The 17,441-nt window shown below is 61.2% G+C and carries 14 protein-coding genes and 1 pseudogene; 6 read left to right on the forward strand and 9 right to left on the reverse strand.

All coding sequences use genetic code 11. The features are described from left to right. Positions 1-70: 70 nt before the first annotated feature. The gene (locus tag ACEPAJ_RS08760; RefSeq protein ID WP_425914528.1) at positions 71-1,102 is read right to left on the reverse strand and encodes an RNA methyltransferase; all 1,032 of its coding nucleotides are present in this window, start codon (positions 1,100-1,102) and stop codon (positions 71-73) included. A 159-nt stretch (positions 1,103-1,261) separates the two neighbouring features. Between ACEPAJ_RS08760 and ACEPAJ_RS08765 the strand changes: the two genes are divergently transcribed. The 5 genes and pseudogenes from ACEPAJ_RS08765 to ACEPAJ_RS08785 all read left to right on the forward strand — a co-directional run bounded on the left by ACEPAJ_RS08765 (position 1,262) and on the right by ACEPAJ_RS08785 (position 5,274). Then, positions 1,262-1,564 carry a DUF1883 domain-containing protein gene (locus tag ACEPAJ_RS08765; RefSeq protein WP_425914529.1) on the forward strand — a complete coding sequence of 101 codons (303 nt, stop codon included), beginning with the start codon at positions 1,262-1,264 and terminating at the stop codon, positions 1,562-1,564. 430 nt (positions 1,565-1,994) lie between these two features. Continuing rightward, entirely contained in the window at positions 1,995-3,665 is a 1,671-nt protein-coding gene (locus ACEPAJ_RS08770; RefSeq protein WP_425914530.1) for a nitrite/sulfite reductase, read from the forward strand. Next, a complete protein-coding gene (locus tag ACEPAJ_RS08775; protein WP_425914531.1) occupies positions 3,662-4,174 on the forward strand; it encodes a DUF934 domain-containing protein in 513 nt (170 codons plus the stop codon). Before ACEPAJ_RS08770 ends, ACEPAJ_RS08775 begins: the two co-directional genes overlap by 4 nt. An 11-nt stretch (positions 4,175-4,185) precedes the next feature. Next, positions 4,186-4,554 (forward strand): CidA/LrgA family protein, encoded by a 369-nt coding sequence (locus ACEPAJ_RS08780; protein WP_425914532.1) that lies wholly within the window; start codon positions 4,186-4,188, stop codon positions 4,552-4,554. Beyond that, positions 4,547-5,274, forward strand: a pseudogene (locus ACEPAJ_RS08785) (LrgB family protein). Before ACEPAJ_RS08780 ends, ACEPAJ_RS08785 begins: the two are co-directional and overlap by 8 nt. A 146-nt stretch (positions 5,275-5,420) precedes the next feature. Here ACEPAJ_RS08785 and ACEPAJ_RS08790 read toward each other — a convergent pair. Continuing rightward, positions 5,421-6,170, reverse strand: coding sequence for a substrate-binding periplasmic protein (locus ACEPAJ_RS08790; protein ID WP_425914533.1), 750 nt, complete (start codon positions 6,168-6,170; stop codon positions 5,421-5,423). 572 nt (positions 6,171-6,742) lie between these two features. Here ACEPAJ_RS08790 and ACEPAJ_RS08795 point away from each other — a divergent pair. After that, positions 6,743-9,109 carry a heavy metal translocating P-type ATPase gene (locus ACEPAJ_RS08795; RefSeq protein WP_425914534.1) on the forward strand — a complete coding sequence of 789 codons (2,367 nt, stop codon included), beginning with the start codon at positions 6,743-6,745 and terminating at the stop codon, positions 9,107-9,109. Positions 9,110-9,154: 45 nt separating this feature from the next. Here ACEPAJ_RS08795 and ACEPAJ_RS08800 read toward each other — a convergent pair whose 3' ends face one another. From ACEPAJ_RS08800 to argF, 7 genes are all read right to left on the reverse strand, one after another. After that, positions 9,155-10,279: an ABC transporter permease gene (locus ACEPAJ_RS08800; RefSeq protein ID WP_425914535.1), complete on the reverse strand. Its 1,125-nt coding sequence runs from the start codon at positions 10,277-10,279 to the stop codon at positions 9,155-9,157. A gap of 1 nt (position 10,280) precedes the next feature. Beyond that, positions 10,281-13,016, reverse strand: a complete 2,736-nt coding sequence (gene rbbA / locus ACEPAJ_RS08805) for a ribosome-associated ATPase/putative transporter RbbA (protein WP_425914536.1) — start codon at positions 13,014-13,016, stop codon at positions 10,281-10,283. Further along, the gene (locus ACEPAJ_RS08810; RefSeq protein ID WP_425914537.1) at positions 13,013-14,083 is read right to left on the reverse strand and encodes an HlyD family secretion protein; all 1,071 of its coding nucleotides are present in this window, start codon (positions 14,081-14,083) and stop codon (positions 13,013-13,015) included. Before ACEPAJ_RS08810 ends, rbbA begins: the two co-directional genes overlap by 4 nt. 65 nt (positions 14,084-14,148) lie before the next feature. After that, a complete protein-coding gene (locus ACEPAJ_RS08815; RefSeq protein WP_425914538.1) occupies positions 14,149-14,451 on the reverse strand; it encodes a chaperone modulator CbpM in 303 nt (100 codons plus the stop codon). After that, on the reverse strand, positions 14,451-15,401 hold the full coding sequence (locus ACEPAJ_RS08820; RefSeq protein WP_425914539.1) for a DnaJ C-terminal domain-containing protein: 951 nt from the start codon (positions 15,399-15,401) through the stop codon (positions 14,451-14,453). The genes ACEPAJ_RS08815 and ACEPAJ_RS08820 overlap by 1 nt, the downstream gene beginning before the upstream one ends. An 85-nt stretch (positions 15,402-15,486) precedes the next feature. Further along, positions 15,487-16,416, reverse strand: a complete 930-nt coding sequence (gene arcC / locus ACEPAJ_RS08825) for a carbamate kinase (RefSeq protein ID WP_425914540.1) — start codon at positions 16,414-16,416, stop codon at positions 15,487-15,489. A gap of 19 nt (positions 16,417-16,435) precedes the next feature. Further along, a complete protein-coding gene (gene argF, locus ACEPAJ_RS08830; protein WP_425914541.1) occupies positions 16,436-17,434 on the reverse strand; it encodes an ornithine carbamoyltransferase in 999 nt (332 codons plus the stop codon). Positions 17,435-17,441: the final 7 nt, after the last annotated feature.

Below are 17,441 nucleotides of genomic sequence, written 5' to 3' on the forward strand. Positions count from 1 at the left end.
CGGGCATTTTTGTTGGCGCTTACTTAGCGTGGGAAGGGCTTTAGCCGCGCGGCAACAGTGCCGTCATCACTTATGCACGGCTTTTGCGCCGCTCCAGTACTGCGGTCGCCCGCGCGCGCAGTTGCCCGCAGCCACCATCAATGTCCTGGCCCGCCGAGTTGCGCACCTTGGTCAGCACGCCACGGCTGTGCAGGTAGCGCACGATTTGCACGATACGGTCGCCATCGGGGCGTTGGAACTCGTCAGCTTCCAAGCTGTTGTAGGGGATCAGGTTCATGATCGCGTACTTGCCCTTGAGCAGGCGCAGGATGCCGTCCATTTCCTCTTGGCTGTCGTTGATGCCCTTGAGCAGCGTCCACTGGTACTGAATCGGGTAGTCGATCTGCCGCGCGTAGGTTTCGCCCAGTTCCACCAGCTCTTCAGGGTCAATGCGTGGTGCGCGTGGCAGCAGCTGCTGGCGCAGTTCAGCGTCAGTGCTGTGCAACGACAGAGCCAGGGCCGGCTTGACCGGCTGCTGCGGCAGGCGCTCGAACACGCGAGGGTCGCCGACCGTGGAGAACACCAGATTGCGCTGGCCGATGCCGCCTTCGGTGCCGAGCAGGTTGATCGCCTCCAGCACGTTATCGAGGTTGTGCACCGGTTCACCCATGCCCATAAACACCACTTTCTTCACTGCGCGAAAGCGCCGGGCCAATGCCACCTGAGCGAGAATTTCGCTGGTGGTTAGTTGGCGCAACAGGCCGCTTTTACCGGTCATGCAGAACACACAGCCCACAGCGCAGCCTACTTGGCTGGAGACACACAGGCCGTCGCGCGGCAGCAGTACGCTTTCCACCATCTGCTTGTCGGCCAGTTCTACCAATAAGCGGGCGGAGCCGTCAGTCGCCGGGTGTTCGGAGCTGAGGCGTGCCAGTCCATCCAGCTCGCGGCTGATCTCGGGCAGAGCATTACGCACCGCCAGCGGCAGGAAGTTCTCGGTCTTCTGGTTACGCGTGCCGGTGTCCAGCGGCACGCCGCGCAGCCAGGCACGGGTAATTCGCCCGATGTGCATGGGCTTGGCACCGAGATCGGTGAGGCGTTGGTGAAAGTCGTGGATATGCATGGGGCGCGCATCCTACCACCGGCCAGGATGCGGTGGAATGTGTGGGGGGCGGGCAGACGTCGGCTAACCTGGGCAAAACCTCATCGCGCTTTGCTCTCCGGGGCGCAGGCACTCATACTAGCGCCCTGATTAGCCTGACCCAGCTGTGCGGAGCGGTAGATGAAATTTATACACCAGCGCGAACACCTCAACGAAGACGACGTCGTCGAGATTGTATGCTCGCAAACCTGCAACATTCGCCTGATGAGCGATGCCAACTTCCGCAGCTTCAAGAATGGCGGTCGACACACCTATCACGGCGGCGCGTTCGACACCTTTCCGGCGAAGATCACCGTGCCTAGCAGCGGTTTCTGGAATATCACCATCGACACGGTAAGCCGAAAAGCCATCAGCGTGACGCGCAAGCCGACGCTCAAGCACTCGATCAAAATTGTGCGTAAGTCCACCTCCCGTTTGAGCTGATGCGGGGTTTACCTGTGCTCAACGCCCAGGTTTTTATACCCGCTTAGCTCCCCTGCAGTTCGCTCTGCCATCCAAGCCTTCTTCCTGCTGCTGTTTGCTCGTGTGGCAGTGGCGATGGATGGCCGCGCACAACCAGCGAGCGGCCCCAGCTCGCCGGGTAAGCCAGCCAGTGACCTTGCAAGCGCACTGGGCCGTAGCCATTTGCCAATCTCCGCTCACTGCTCGGCGCGACTGCGTGGGCCGAGTGCCTTGGCTAAATCAGTCGACTAACCCGCTGCCTGCGCTCGAAACCAGCGAGCGTATCGTTTCGCTCGGCTGCGCCTTGCTGGCGCGCAAGCCCATCTGATCCGTATTTTTACGCCTAATCTGCCGCTGTTTCGCTATCAGGGCCGTGGGCATAGTGCGCTATCGATAACAGCCGAGGCCGCCGATGTACCAATACGATGAATATGACCACGCGCTGGTGCATGAGCGTGTGGCGCAGTTTCGCGATCAGGTTGAGCGCCGTATCAGTGGCGAGCTGAGCGAAGAAGAGTTTCTGCCGCTGCGCCTGCAAAATGGTCTGTACCTGCAGAAACATGCCTACATGCTGCGGGTGGCGATCCCCTATGGGACGCTAGCAGCGCGGCAGATGCGCGCGTTGGCGAATATTGCGCAGCATTACGACCGGGGTTATGGGCATTTCACCACCCGGCAGAACATTCAGTTCAACTGGATTGAGCTTGCGCAGGTGCCAGACATTCTCGAGCACCTCGCCGAGGTGGAAATGCACGCGATCCAGACCTCCGGCAACTGTGTGCGCAATATCACCACTGAAGCCTTCGCCGGGGTCGCCGCCGATGAGTTGCTGGACCCACGCCCGCTGGCGGAAATCCTCCGGCAGTGGTCGACCATCAACCCGGAATTCCTCTACCTGCCGCGTAAGTTCAAGATCGCCCTGTGCGCCGCTGAAGAAGACCGTGCGGCGGTGATGATGCATGACATCGGCCTGTACCTGTACCGCGACGAGGCCGGTGAGCTGTTGTTGCGGGTCATGGTGGGCGGCGGTTTGGGGCGTACGCCGATCCTCAGCCAGCAGATTCGTGAGGCGTTGCCGTGGCGGCATCTGCTGTCCTATGTCGAGGCCGTGCTGCGTGTGTATAACCGCCATGGCCGCCGTGACAACAAGTACAAGGCGCGCATCAAGATCCTGGTCAAAGCCCTAGGGATCGAGGCGTTCGCCCGTGAGGTTGAGGCGGAGTGGCAACACATCAAAGATGGCCCGGCAGAACTGACTGACGCGGAGTATCAGCGGGTCAGCGATGCCTTCATCGCGCCGCCGTATGAAGCATTGCCTGAGGTCGATCTGGGTTTCGGTACTGCCTTGGCGCAGAACGCTGAATTCGCCCGTTGGGTGTCGCGCAATACCCTGGCGCACAAGGTACCGGGTTATATCGCCGTGGTGCTGTCGACCAAACCGGGCATCGCCGCGCCGCCCGGTGATGTGACAGCGCAGCAGATGAACGCACTGGCCGATCTGGCCGAGCGCTTTGGCTTCGCCGAACTACGCATTGCCCATGAGCAGAACGTTGTGCTGCCCGATATCCGCAAAGCCGACCTCTATGCCTTGTGGCTGGCGGCCGCTGAAGCGGGCCTGGCAACGCCAAATGTCGGGCTGCTGACGGATGTGATTGCCTGCCCGGGCGGCGACTTCTGCGCCCTGGCCAACGCCAAGTCGATCCCGATTGCCCAGGCGATTCAGCAGCGCTTCGACGACCTTGATTACCTGCATGATCTGGGCGATATCAGCCTGAATATCTCCGGCTGCATGAATGCCTGCGGCCATCACCATATTGGCAATATCGGTATTCTCGGCGTCGATAAAAACGGCAGCGAGTGGTACCAGGTCACCATTGGAGGCTCGCAAGGCAAAAGCAGTGCGCTGGGCAAGGTGATCGGCCCGGCGTTCAGCGCCGAGCAGATCCCCGAAGTGATCGATGGGCTGGTACGCACCTTTACGGACTACCGCGAAGCCGACGAGCGCTTTGTCGATACCGTGCAGCGAATCGGCCTGGAGCCATTCAAGGAGCAGGTCTATCGCAAGCAGCAGGTGAACGCATGAATAACCTGATCCGCTTGCTTGATGGTGCGCCGCGCATCATCGAAAACGATCCCTGGACGCTATTGGCTGGCAACCCTGAGTTGCACCCGGACGGGCCGTTGATTCTGCCGCTGGACGCCTGGTTTGAGCGCCAAGAGAAGGCCGTGCTGCTGGGTGAACGCTTGAGCCCAGACGGTATTTGCCTGGCGCCGGATGATGAAGTAGAAAGCCTGCAGGCTTATCTCGCGATCGTGCCGCTGATCGCCATCGACTTCCCGAGCTTTCGCGATGGCCGTGGCTACAGCCAAGCCTATTTGCTGCGCACCCGACTGGGGTGGCAGGGCGAATTGCGCGCGGTGGGCGATGTGCTGCGTGACCAGCTCAGCCACATGCGCCAGTGCGGTTTTGACGCCTTTGCGGTGCGTGAAGATAAGTCTGTTTCGGATGCGCTCAAGGGCTTAGCCGGGATGAGTGTGGTATATGGGCGGTCGGCCATCGAGCCGCGGCCATTGTTCCGACGTCGTACATAAGGAGTTTTCTCATGGTGTTGAAAGGACTGACCTGGCTGGTCCTCCTGCAAATCTTTGGCAGCCTTGTCAGCGAGTTACTGCTGCCCGTGTTGCCCGGTAGCGTGATTGGTTTGCTCCTATTGTTTGGCTACCTGTTGTTGCGCGGTGGGGTCAGCGAACCCCTGGGGCAGGCGACCAGCGTGCTGCTGCAGTACCTGCCATTGCTGTTCGTGGTACCCGCAGCGGGGATCATGCTGGCCAGTGATGCACTGCTCGCCGACCTGCCGGCGATCCTCACCGCATTGTGCCTGTCGTTGCTGGTCACGGTGCCGCTGTGCGGCTGGATGATGCAACGCCTGGCGATTCGTGTTGAACAGCGTGAGGAGGGGCGTCATGAGTGAGTCATCGTGGCGGATGGTGGCGCAGCTGGTGATCGATCACCCGCTGTTCCCCGTAGGGCTGACGCTGCTGGTGTTCCAGTTTGCCTTGTGGCTGTACCGGCGCAGTGGTTGGCTGGTGCTGCAACCAGTGATGGTGTCCATGTTGCTGGTGGTGGGCGCGTTGCTGGCCTGCGGTATGGATTACGCCACCTACCGTGAAGGTGCGGCGCCCATCGCCTTTTTGCTGGGCCCGGTGACCATTGCCCTGGCGGTGCCTTTGTATAACAACATCAAGCGTATTCGCCTGCTGGCGTGGCCGGTGCTGCTGACGGTACTGGTCGGTGGCTCGTTGACGGTCACGCTGACGTTGGTGATTGCCCATGCGATGGGGCACAGCTGCCGGTGCTGGCGAGCCTGTCGGGCAAGTCTGTGACCATGCCGATTGCCATGCTGGCGGCCGAACAGCTCGGCGGCCTGGCCTCTCTGGCTGCGGTGTTTGTGATGCTGACCGGGGTGATTGGCACGGCCTTAGGGCCTTGGTTGCTGGGTGTGTTCAATGTGACCCACCCGGCGGCGCGCGGGCTGAGCTACGGCATCAACGCCCATGCCATCGGCACGGCGCGGGCGCTGGAGGAAGGCTCGGAGTGTGGTGCTTTCGCCGCTCTGGGCATGAGCCTGCTGGGCGTTATCAGCGCCGTGCTCTTACCTTTTGTGGCGGGCTGGGCGCTCTCGGGTCTGTAACCTGTCGCTATAAAAGAGAAGCGGGGGCCTTGTGCTCCCGTTTTTTTTAACCTGATGCCGTGCTGATGACTGCCACGCACAAACTCAGCTTATCGCTCCCCTGTGGTGGCTGCATCGTGCCGAATGGCCGTTATCAGGCAGCGCTTTTATTGCCCTATAGGTTGCTCGTACCGCCGCTGGATGCGCTCCAGCTCACCCGATTGGCGCAGCTGCGCTAAGGCGTTGGCCCATGCAGCGAGCAGTTCATCGTCAGAGTCGAGGCTAAAGGCGATGTACAGCGGTGAGCGATACAGTTCGAGGGGAATCTGCCGCAATGTCCCGGTTGGGATATTCAACTCGCGGCTGTAGTAAGCCACCCCTGCCGCAGTGTCGCCAATGATGATGTCGGTTCGTCCGGCCAGCAGCATGCGGTAGAGCTGGTGGCTATTGACGGCACTCTTATCGAGGTTGTTGAAACCCAGTGATTGCAGCATATCGGGGACCAGGCCGGCATGGCGCGTGGTGATCTGCGGAGCATGCAGAAGTTGCTCCAGGGAGGTTATCGGCTGCGAGGTATTGGCCAACTGATAGGGGTAAATAGACTCTTCCACGATCGGCCCGACCCACTTGTATAACGGCTCACGCTGCGCTGTGCGGAACATTGAATACAGGATGGTTTTCGGGCGGGTTTGTAAGGTGTGGGAGGCTCGCATGCTGGGCACTAGAACCATCTCAAAGTTATCACCGGTCAGGGCCATAATGGCCCGGATGATCTCCGTGGTCATGCCGGTGAGCTGATTGTTCACTTGGTAGTTGTAGGGGGCCCACTCTTCGGTCACGACCTGATACGGCTCAGCCCGAACAAGGGGGCCGAACAACAGGCAGAGCAGCGCTGCAGTAAGTGTTGAATATTTCACGTGGTTGCCTAAAAAGCTGTGCGCCGTTCAAGGGGCCGGCTACTTGAGCAGGGCAAGCATAGACCCTTGAATGAGCCTAGCGCCTGTGCGGTTACGTAGGTGGCTAAATTGACCACCCCGCGTTTGCGGTAAACACGTAAACCCGAGTGCGCGAACAAGCCGCCGCGATCGTTAAAACACGAGGGTGTTTGAGAGGGCTGCAGTATGGCGCTGGAGAGCGGCCACTGGAACTGCTGCGGCCTAGATTATCGAGTTGACTGATGCGACATGTTTAGCCGACTAGTATTTTCTAAGCGTAAGCCTGCGCGTCGGAGCGAAAGGCTCTGCCAAAAAATCAGTAACGCCCGGGCTGATGTGAGCACAGGCGCCGCTGCCCTACGTGTTGCAGCGTACAGATCAGCCGCCAGCACAGGCGGATTATCGATGCGTGTGCCGCGTGAGGCATGAGGCATGAGGCATGAGGGTCATGCAGGGCGGCATGGCGCTGAGCGACGCGATCAATAACCCGCCGGCGCCTGCGAAGCAGTTAGGGGCCATCACCCGGCATTTGCCAAACCGGGATGGAGCAACGCATGGACACGAAAACCAGCACCGACAACGACGAGCAGCGACCTGACACCTCAGAACAGCAACCCACACTGAAGGATCCCGTATGCGGCATGACCGTCACCGATCAGTCCGCGCATCAGGCGCAGCACGCGGGTAAAGCGTTCTTCTTCTGTAGCGCCAAGTGCCTGGCCAAATTCCGCGCCGAACCGGACACCTACAGCCAATCGTCGCCCCCCGCAGCAGATGCAGAAAAAGACTCGGCAGCAGAGGCAGGCGAGGGTGCAGCGCTCTACACCTGCCCCATGCACCCGGAGATCCGCGAGGACCATCCGGGCGATTGCCCCAAGTGCGGCATGGTCCTGGAGCCTGTCGTGCCCGAACTCGACGATGACGAAAACCCTGAGCTGGCGTCCTTTACCCGGCGTTTCTGGTGGACGCTGCCGCTGTCGGTGATTGTCATGGTGCTCGCCATGTTCGGTCATCAGCTTGGCTGGTTTGACATGGCCACACAGAGTTGGATCGAGATGATTCTGTCACTACCGGTGGTGCTATGGGCCGGCTGGCCGTTCTTCGTGCGCGGCGTGCAATCGGTGATCAAACGCAGCCCCAATATGTGGACGCTGATCAGCCTGGGTACTGGTGCTGCCTTTATTTACAGCGTGGTGGCCACCCTGGCGCCCGGCGTGTTCCCGGCTTCGTTTATCTCGATGGGCCGTGTAGCGGTCTACTTTGAGGCCGCCGTGGTGATTATTTCACTGACCCTGTTCGGCCAATTACTGGAGCTCAAGGCGCGCTCGAAAACCTCGGCGGCGATTAAATCCTTGCTCGGCCTGGCGCCGAAAACCGCGCGCCGGGTAAACGCCGACGGCAGCGAAGAAGACATCCCTCTGAGCCATGTACACGAAGGCGACAGCCTGCGCGTGCGGCCAGGCGAGAAGGTGCCGGTGGATGGTGTGGTACTCGAAGGCAGCAGCTCGCTCGACGAGTCAATGCTCACCGGCGAACCCTTGCCCGTCAGCAAGCGCGAGGGTGACAAGCTAATTGGCGCCACGCTGAATACCAGTGGCGCCTTGTTGATGCGCTCCGAACATGTGGGCTCGTCCACCGTGCTCGCGCAGATTGTGCAGATGGTCGCGCAGGCGCAGCGCTCGAAGGCGCCGATGCAGCGCATGGCCGATAGCGTGGCGGCGTATTTCGTGTATGGCGTGGTTGGCATCGCGCTGCTGACGTTCTTCGCCTGGGGCTTTTTTGGCCCACAACCAAGCTGGGTTTATGGGCTGATCACGGCCGTGACGGTGTTGATCATTGCCTGTCCGTGCGCGCTGGGGCTGGCCACGCCGATGTCGATTATGGTCGCCACGGGTCGAGGCGCCACGCATGGCGTGTTGTTTCGCGATGCGGCGGCCATCGAGAACCTGTGCAAGGTTGATACGCTAATCGTCGACAAGACCGGCACGTTGACCGAGGGCAAACCAGCATTTGAGCGCTCGCTAGGCGTCAATGGCTTTAGCGACGACGAGGTGCTACGCCTGGCTGCCAGCCTCGATCAGGGCAGCGAGCATCCCTTGGCTGCCGCTATTGTCAGCGCGGCGCGAGAGCGCAAACTGGAGCTGGAAAAAGCCGAAGAATTCGACTCCGCATCGGGCATCGGCGTGAAGGGGGTGGTGGCTGGTAAATCCCTGGCCATTGGCAACCCGGCGCTGATGCAGCAGCTGGATATCGATGTGACGTCATTGGCGAGCCAGGCCGAAGAATTGCGCGGGCAGGGCGCCAGCGTTATGCACCTGGCAGTGGACGGCAAATTGGCGGGGCTGCTGGCGGTCTCCGATCCGATCAAGGCGACCACCGCAGATGCCTTGGATTCGCTGCGCAAGTCGGGGCTGCGCATCATCATGGCCACCGGCGATGGCCTGACGACGGCGCAGGCCGTGGGTAAGCGTTTGGGCATCGAGGAGGTGCATGGCGAGGTCAAGCCGGCTGATAAGTTACAGCTGGTCGAGCGCCTGCAAAAAGAGGGGCGAATCGTGGCGATGGTGGGTGACGGCATCAACGATGCACCGGCGCTGGCCAAGGCCAATGTTGGCATCGCCATGGGCACCGGCACCGACGTGGCGATGAACAGCGCACAGCTCACCCTGGTCAAGGGCGATCTGCGCGGCATTGCTACAGCACGTGAGTTGTCGGTGGCCACGGTGCGCAACATGAAGCAAAACCTCGGCTTTGCCTTCCTCTACAACATGCTCGGCGTGCCGCTGGCCGCCGGTGTGCTGTTCCCGTTCACCGGCTGGCTGTTGTCGCCGATGATCGGCGCGCTGGCGATGAGCCTCAGCTCAGTCTCGGTGATCAGCAACGCCCTGCGGCTGCGCTTTACTGCGCTCAAGCCGGACTAAACACGGACGCTGGCCGACAAGGCTCCCGCAATGAGCGGCCAGCCTTCAGTTGATCTGCGCCAGCGTCTTGCGAAAGCGCAGCAGCGCGCCGGCAAAAAACAACGCGCCAATGGCGATGATCGCCAAGAACTGCGGCCAAACGGTGGCAAAGCCTGCACCGCGGTAAAGGATCGCTTGGGCCAGGTCGACGAAGTGGGTGGTCGGCGCCACCAGCATGATCTGCTGCACCAGTTCAGGCATGCTCTCGCGCGGCGTGGTGCCGCCGGAGAGGATCTGCAGTGGGATCAGCACCAGAATGATCAGCAAGCCCAGTTGTGGCATTGAGCGCGCGATGGTGCCGAAGAAAATCCCCATTGAGGTGGTGGCAAACAGATGCAGCAGCGCACCGCACAGAAACAGCGGCAGCGAGCCGGCAATCGGCACCTGCAGCCAGCCCTGCACCACCAACAGTAACGACAGCGCGGTGGCCACCAACACCACTAGGCCCATCGACCAGACCTTGGCCAGCATGATCTCAGGCGGCGTTACGGGCATCACCAGCAGGTGTTCGATGGTGCCGTGCTCACGCTCACGGATCAGCGCGGCACCGGTGAGGATGATCGACAGCATGGTGATCTGGTTGATCACCTCCATCACCGAGCCGAACCAGCTGCGCGTCAGGTTCGGGTTAAACGCGACGCGCACGGCCAATTCAGCCTGCTGCGGCAGATCGGCGCGGTAGTGACGCAAGAACGCGCTGACTTCCTGGGCGCCGATCATTTGGATATAGCCCGCACCAGTGAAGGCCATGCTCACTTGGGTCGCATCGACGTTGAGCTGAATCGCTGGGCTATGCCCGGCGAGTACATCACGCTGGAAATCGGGCGGGATATTCAGCGTGAAGGTGTACTGGCCGGAGTCCATGCCGTGGTCCATTTGGTTCAGTTCGATGCGTTGCGGCGCGCGGAAAAACGGCGGCTGAAAGGCATCAATCAAGCGGGCCGAGAGCGGCGAGCGGTCCTCGTCGACCACGGCTATCGAGGCATTGTGCAGGCTCTCCGGCATGCTGGTAGCGGCCGTGACAATGCCCAAGGTGAAGGCCCAGACAATCAGCAACAGCAACGCCGGGTCACGTTGCAGGCTGCGCAACTCCTTGAGCCCCAGGTGAAAGATATTCGCCAGCTGCGCCATGTCAGGCCTCCTGCTTCTTCAGTAGGCTGGTGCACAGCGCCAGCAGAACGGGAATGGTGATCAGCAGGGGGATGAAGTAGCGGTACAGCTCAACGAAGCCGAGGGCCTTGGAAAATACCCCGCGACTGATGATTAAAAAGTGTGAGGTGGGGTAAATCTGCCCAATCACGGCGCCAAAGCCTTCCAGCGAGGACACCGGGTAAATCAGCCCTGAAAACTGAATGGCCGGAATCAGGGTGACGATGGCCGTGCCAAATACCGCGGCAATCTGGCTGCGGGTGAAGGTCGACATCAGCAGGCCCATAGCCGTGGCGCAACTGATGTACAGCAGGCCGCCAGTCAGCAGGGCCAGCAGGCTGCCCTTGAGCGGCACGTCGAAGACGAAGACGGCGGCCATCAGCAATAAGATGAAATTGAGCATGCCCAGGGCGATATACGGCAGCTGCTTGCCAAGCAGGAACTCCAGGCGAGTGACCGGCGTGACATACAGGTTGATGATCGAGCCCAGCTCCTTTTCACGCACCACGCCAAGGGCGGTGAGCATCGCCGGAATCAGCATCAGCAGCAGCGGGATCACTGCCGGCACCATGGCATTGAGGCTTTCCACGTCCGGGTTGTAGCGGTAGCGCACTTCCAACGTCGGCAGGCTGCTGCTGGTCGAGGCGCTGCTCTGGCGTGCCAGTTGTTGCAGGTAACTGGCATGCAGACCAGTGACATACCCCTTGATGGTTTCGGCGCGCATGGGCATCGCGCCGTCGAGCCACATACCAATCTGCGGCACGGCTCCGCGCTTGAGGTCGCGGCCAAAGTTAGGCGGTATTTCCACCGCCAGGCTGATTTCGCCGCTGCGCATGCGCCGTTCCAGTTCGTCGTAATCGTGCAGCGGCGCTTGCTCAAGGAAGTAGCGCGAGCCAGCCAGGTTGAGTGCATACGCCTGGCTGGTGGTGGTTTGGTCACGGTCGAGCACGGCGTAGGTGAGGTTTTCCACATCCAGGCTGATGCCATAGCCGATGATGAACAACAGCAGCAGGCTGCCGAACAGCGCCATGCTGCCGCGAATCGGGTCGCGGCGCAGCTCCAGGGTTTCGCGGTGGGTATAGCTAAACAGCCGTAGCAAGCTGAAACGTCGGCGCGCGGCCGGGCGAGCGGCGGCGCTGCTCGCGTCCGGAGCGGATGCCGGGGCTTCGGCGGGTGCGGGCTTGCCAACTGCCTCTTGCAGGTAGGCGATAAAGGTCGCCTCCAGGGTCGGCAGGCCGCGTTTGTCCATCAGTGCCTGTGGCGTATCGCTGTCCAGTACCTTGCCCGCGTGCATCAAGGAGATGCGGTCGCAGCGCAACGCTTCGTTCATAAAATGGGTGGAGATGAAGATGGTCACGCCGTCATCGCGTGACAGGTCGAGCATCAGTTGCCAAAACACATCGCGGGCAATCGGGTCGACGCCTGAGGTCGGCTCATCAAGGATGAGGATTTCCGGTTTATGGATGACCGCCACCGCCAGCGATAGCCGCTGACGAATGCCCAGCGGCAAGCGTTCAGGCAGCTGGTCCATGACGCTGCCAAGGTTGAAGCGCTCGGCCATGGCCGTTACCCGCGCGGTAATCTCGGAGGTCGGTACGTGAAATAGCTGGGCATGCAACACCAGGTTCTGCCGCACACTCAATTCGCCGTACAACGAGAAGGCTTGCGACATATAGCCAACCCGCTTGCGCGTGGCCATGTCGTTGGCGTCTACCGTTTGGCCGAACAGCAGGGCTTCCCCCTCACTGGCAGGCAACAAGCCGGTAAGCATCTTCATAGTGGTGGTTTTGCCGCAGCCGTTGGAGCCGAGAAAGCCGAAAATTTCCCCGCGCTCAATGCGAAAGTCGACGTGGTCGACCGCGACAAAATCACCGAAGCGCATGGTCAGGTCACGCGCCTCAATGGCAATTTCCTGTTCGCCTGCGGGCCGTGGCGGGATGACCAATTGCGTATGGCCCTTGCGCTTGGCTTCCGGCATCAGGGCGATAAAGGCCTCTTCCAGGTGTTTGCAGCCTGTGCGTTGCAGCAGCTCGGCCGGGCTGCCGGTGGCCATTACGGCGCCATCATCCATGGCGATCAAATGATCAAAACGCTCGGCTTCTTCCATGTAAGCCGTGGCCACCAGCACGCTCATCTGTGGGCGCTGGGCGCGAATGCGCTCGATCAACTCCCAGAACTGGTTACGCGACAGCGGGTCGACCCCGGTGGTGGGCTCGTCGAGGATCAGCAAGTCGGGGTCGTGGATCAAGGCGCAGCAGAGCCCGAGCTTTTGCTTCATGCCGCCCGATAGCTTGCCCGCCGGGCGTTCGCCAAATTTACTGAGACCGGTGCTGCGCAGCAGGTCATCGATACGGCTCTTGCGCTCGGCCTCGGCCTGGCCGAAGAGGCGGGCGAAGAAGTCCAGGTTCTCGATCACCGAGAGCGTTGGGTAGAGGTTCTTGCCCAACCCTTGGGGCATGTAGGCGATATGCGGGCAAACCTGCCGGCGGTGGTCGCGGCTGGCCATGTCGCCACCGAGCACCTCGATCTGCCCGCTCTGGATTTTACGGGCACCGGCAATCAGCGCCAGCAAGCTGGACTTGCCCACGCCGTCCGGGCCGATCAAGCCGACCATGCGTTGCGCCGGTACTTCCAGGCTGACGGCATTGAGGGCGCAGGTTTTGCCGTAGTGCAGGCTGACATCATGCAGCTGTGCGACGGTTGCCGCGGCTATGCTCACTGCGGAACCTTAATCGCCAGATGCTCAGGCCACTCGACCTGTGTGTCGAGGCGCAGATACGCCACGCCGGGTACGCCGGTTTTTACTTGCTTGAGGTGGCGTTGCAGCAGTTCAGGATCCAGACGTGCTTTAACGCGAAACATGAGTTTTTCGCGCTCGCTGGCGGTTTCCACGGTTTTCGGGGTGAACTGAGCGACGCTGGCCACATAGCTGACTTCGGCTGGGATCACATACTGCGGTATGGCATCGATCACCAAGCGCACCTCGGCGCCCAGCGCGACCCGGCCAGCCTGCTGCTCGGGCAGGAAGAAGGTCATGTAGACATCACTCAGATCAACCAGATTAAGCACCTTGCCGCCCGCACCGATGACTTCGCCGGGTTCGGCGATGCGGTATTGCACGCGGCCGCCGCGCGGTGCTTTGAGCTGGCTGTCTTCAATGTCGATCTGCAAGCGGGCCACGCTGGCTTGGGTGGCTTCCACGGCAGATTGCGCCTCGATCACCTGCGACTGTGCGGCGGCAATGCCCGCTTCAGCCGAGATCACTTGAGACTGCGCGGCGGCCAGCGCTGCCTGAGTGCTTTGCAGGCGGGCGAGGTCATCGTCCAGTTGCTGCTGCGCCATGGCATTGCGTTTAACCAGAATGGCACTGCGACCGTGGCGTTTTTGTGCGGCCGACACTTCTGCCTGGCGCTGACGAACAATCGCCTCGGCGGTGACCTTCTCGCTTTCGCGCAGGCGAACCTGGGCGCGTGCGGTCAGCTGGCTGTTCTGCGCTTGACGCATTTGTGCCTGGGCCTGGGCCAACTGCGCTTCAAGTACCTGGGTGTCCATGCGGGCAATGATTTGCCCGGGTTGAATGAACTGGCCTTCCTCAACGTCGATACTGGCGATTCGGCCGGGCAGCTTGCTGGCCACGTCGACGTCGGTGGCTTCAATGCGCCCGTTACCGCTGGCGAAACCATCTCCCAGGCCAGTAGGGCGCAGGGTGTACCAGAGTAAGCCGGCGATTATTGCCACGACGGCAATGCTCGCGGCAGGAACGATCCATTTACGGCTGACTGACATAGTTACCTTGATTAGCTAAACAGAGGGAGTTTGCAACTGCACGGCTTGGTGTCACGCAGGGCCGGCTAGGGTTGCTCGAAGCGGCTCAAGCGCCGGCGTAAATGGCTGTTATCGGCGCGCAGCTGCTCCAGATCATCAAGCAACTGCAACGCCAGGGCAATACCGGCCCATTCAATTTGCAGTTCGGCTTGCAAGCGAAACGCACGCTTGACGATGGCCAGTGCGTCGGCATCGAACTGCCATTGATCGGGTGTCAGGCCTGCGGGTTCGACGATGCCGTGCTCGACAATTTCCAGCACAACCGTCTGCGGCAGCTCGGCACGTTGGCAAAACTCGTGAATGTCTAATTGCATGATTAGGCTGCTCATCACTGACTCCACTGCGCGCGCGGGTTAAAAGCGGCTTGTTCGGCCAGTTGCGCCCAGAGTGCGCGTTCTGGCTCGCCGGTTTGAGGCGGGATAACGATCTTGAATAGCGCGTAGAGATCGCCCGGCTCGCCAGATTTGCTGAGCAGCCCCTTACCTTTGATGCGCAGCCGTTGCCCACTTTGGGTGTTGGCGGGAATGCGCAGGTTAATTTTGCCGGTCAGCGTGGGCACCGTGACCTGGCCGCCCAGCACCGCTTCCCAGGGTGCCAATGGCACGGTGAGAATCAGGTTATGCCCCTCAACGTCGAACAGCGGGTGCGGGACAAAGCGAATAATTAGGTACAGGTCGCCATTCGCGCCGCCGCCCAACCCGGGCGCACCTTGGCCCTTCAGGCGAATGCGTTCGCCGTTGCTCACACCGCGTGGGATTTTTACGTTTAAGGTCTTGTTGAGGGCGGGCAGTGGTTGGCCGTCGGGGCTGTACTGCGGCAATTGGAAGGCGATTGTCTTCGTCTCATCCGCGAGGGTTTCTTCGAGTAGCAGCGCCAGCTCCATCTCCACGTCTTGGCCACGCCGTGCGCCGCTGCGGCCGCCGCCGCGATGGCTGCGTCCAGCTGCGCCGAATAAGGACTCGAAAAAATCTGAATAGTCGCTGTCGCCGCCCATGCCATCGGCAAAGCCGGCATGGCCCTGGGATTGCCACCCAGGCGGCGGCTCGAAGGGCCGGCCGTGCTCGGCGTATTTACTCAGCTCATCGTACTCGGCGCGCTTTTCAGCGCTTTTCAGCACCTCATAGGCTTCGGCGACTTCCTTGAATTTATTTTCCGCGTCCTTTTCCTTGCTGACGTCGGGGTGATATTTGCGCGCCAGTTTGCGATAGGCCGCCTTGACCGCCTTGTCATCTGCACCGGGCTCAAGCCCGAGTGTCTTGTAGTAATCCTTAAAGTCCATCGGGCCACCTTGGGTTATTCACCGAGACGTTCTCCTATCTATATAAGCCTATTGCGTGCAGAACGCTTTGTCTGAGATCAGGGTTTTAGGTGGCTGCTTCTGCTGGTGCCTGGCAAACCTGAGTGCCGGCGCTGCCGGCGAGCATGGCCTCGATCTGCTCAAGTGAGCCGATTACTGCGCGCCGGCCAGTGGCGAGGACAAAGGCCCGCGCGGCGTCGACCTTAGGTTTCATCGAGCCCACGGCGAAGTCATGCTCACTCAGCTCGTGTGGCGTGACCTTGCCGAGGGCGCGTTGTGTGGGCTGGCCCCAGTCGAGGTAGACCGCTGGCACGTCGGTGGCGATGACCAGTACGTCGGCGTGCAGTTCGCGGGCGAGCAGGCTGCTGCACAGGTCCTTATCGATCACGGCCTCAACGCCATGCAGATCGTTGCCCTCGCCATTGCACGCCACCGGGATACCACCGCCGCCGGCCGCGATCACCAGCGCGCCATGCTCCAGTAACCAGCGGATGACCTGTATCCCGAGCACACGCAGCGGCTGGGGCGAGGCCACCACGCGCCGGAACGAAGCACCGTCCGCCGCCATGTTCCAGCCCTTGGCCGCCGCGACACGCTCGGACTCGACCTGGGTGTAGGTCGGCCCGATGGGTTTGCTCGGGTGGCCGAAGGCCGGGTCCTGCGCATCCACTTCTACACGGGTGATCAGCGTTGTTATCGCCCGCGTTGCAGGGAGCAGATTGGCCAGTTCCTGCTCAAGCAGGTAGCCAATCATGCCGTCGGTCTGCGCGCCTAAAACGTCCAGCGGGTAGGCGTCCACGTCTATGTAAGCCGCCGCTTGCAGGGCCAATAACCCTACCTGTGGGCCGTTGCCGTGAGTCAGCACCAGGTCGTGGTGTTCGGCCACGCGGGCCAATTGGGCCGCGGCGCGACGAATATTCGCCAACTGATTGTCCGCTGTCGGCGGCTGATCGCGGCGCAGCAGTGCATTGCCGCCCAGGGCCACGACGACTCTCATACGTCAGCTCCGCAAGGCGTCATCCGAGGGTCGCCACCAGCACGGCTTTAATGGTGTGCATGCGGTTTTCAGCCTGGGTGAAGACGATGGAAGCCTCGGACTCGAATACTTCGTCGGTGACCTCGATTTCGCTCAGGCCATATTTTTCATGCACCTCGCGGCCCACTTCGGTTTCCAGGTTATGGAAGGCGGGCAGGCAATGCATAAACCTGGCGCGTGGCTTGCCGGTGGCCTGCATCAGCGCCGTGGTCACCTGATAGGGCAGCAATTTGTCGATACGCTGCTGCCACACCGCGTCGTCCTGGCCCATCGAGACCCAGACATCGGTGTAGAGAAAGTCCGCACCGGCCACAGCCTTGAGTGGGTCGGTCTCCAGGGTGATACGCGCACCTGTTTTTACCGCCAGCTCGCGCATCTGCGCCACCAGCTCAGCGGGCGGTTGCAGGTCAGCCGGTGAGCAGAGGCGCACATCCATGCCCATTAGCGTGCCGCCCACCAGCAGCGAGCTGCCCATGTTGAAGCTGGCGTCGCCCAGGTAGCAGAAGCTCAGTTCGTGCAGCGGCTTTTCACCGAACTCTTGCATGGTCAGCAGGTCGGCGAGAATCTGCGTGGGGTGCATCTCATCGGTCAGGCCATTCCACACTGGTACCTTGGCGTACAGCGCCAGCTCCTCAACCACGCTCTGGTGGAAACCACGGTACTCAATACCGTCGTAGTAGCGCCCGAGTACGCGGGCGGTGTCTTTCAGCGACTCCTTGTGCCCCAGTTGCGAGGTGCCGGAATCGAGGCAGGTGACATGGCCCCCCTGATCATGCACGGCGACCTCGAACGCACAGCGGGTGCGTGTCGACGGTTTCTCGAAGATCAGGGCGATGTTCTTGCCCTTCAAACGGGGCACTTCGTTGCCGACTGCTTTGGCGCGTTTCAGCTCGGCAGACAGGTCGAGCAGGTAGCGAATCTCATCCGGGCTAAAGTCCTTCAGCGCCAGCAGGCTGCGGTTATGCAGGTTGAAGCTCATAAGGTGC

Source organism: Pseudomonas sp. GWSMS-1, assembly GCF_049847425.1.
In the GTDB taxonomy this organism is placed as follows: domain Bacteria; phylum Pseudomonadota; class Gammaproteobacteria; order Pseudomonadales; family Pseudomonadaceae; genus Aquipseudomonas.

What these genes read in the sequence shown, in the direction of transcription:
- ACEPAJ_RS08760 (WP_425914528.1), bottom strand. Translation starts at nt 1,102, where the DNA reads ATGCATATCCACGACTTTCACCAACGCCTCACCGATCTCGGTGCCAAG.
- ACEPAJ_RS08765 (WP_425914529.1), top strand. Translation starts at nt 1,262, where the DNA reads ATGAAATTTATACACCAGCGCGAACACCTCAACGAAGACGACGTCGTC.
- ACEPAJ_RS08770 (WP_425914530.1), top strand. Translation starts at nt 1,995, where the DNA reads ATGTACCAATACGATGAATATGACCACGCGCTGGTGCATGAGCGTGTG.
- ACEPAJ_RS08775 (WP_425914531.1), top strand. Translation starts at nt 3,662, where the DNA reads ATGAATAACCTGATCCGCTTGCTTGATGGTGCGCCGCGCATCATCGAA.
- ACEPAJ_RS08780 (WP_425914532.1), top strand. Translation starts at nt 4,186, where the DNA reads ATGGTGTTGAAAGGACTGACCTGGCTGGTCCTCCTGCAAATCTTTGGC.
- ACEPAJ_RS08795 (WP_425914534.1), top strand. Translation starts at nt 6,743, where the DNA reads ATGGACACGAAAACCAGCACCGACAACGACGAGCAGCGACCTGACACC.
- ACEPAJ_RS08800 (WP_425914535.1), bottom strand. Translation starts at nt 10,279, where the DNA reads ATGGCGCAGCTGGCGAATATCTTTCACCTGGGGCTCAAGGAGTTGCGC.
- ACEPAJ_RS08810 (WP_425914537.1), bottom strand. Translation starts at nt 14,083, where the DNA reads ATGTCAGTCAGCCGTAAATGGATCGTTCCTGCCGCGAGCATTGCCGTC.
- ACEPAJ_RS08815 (WP_425914538.1), bottom strand. Translation starts at nt 14,451, where the DNA reads ATGAGCAGCCTAATCATGCAATTAGACATTCACGAGTTTTGCCAACGT.
- ACEPAJ_RS08820 (WP_425914539.1), bottom strand. Translation starts at nt 15,401, where the DNA reads ATGGACTTTAAGGATTACTACAAGACACTCGGGCTTGAGCCCGGTGCA.
- arcC (WP_425914540.1), bottom strand. Translation starts at nt 16,416, where the DNA reads ATGAGAGTCGTCGTGGCCCTGGGCGGCAATGCACTGCTGCGCCGCGAT.
- argF (WP_425914541.1), bottom strand. Translation starts at nt 17,434, where the DNA reads ATGAGCTTCAACCTGCATAACCGCAGCCTGCTGGCGCTGAAGGACTTT.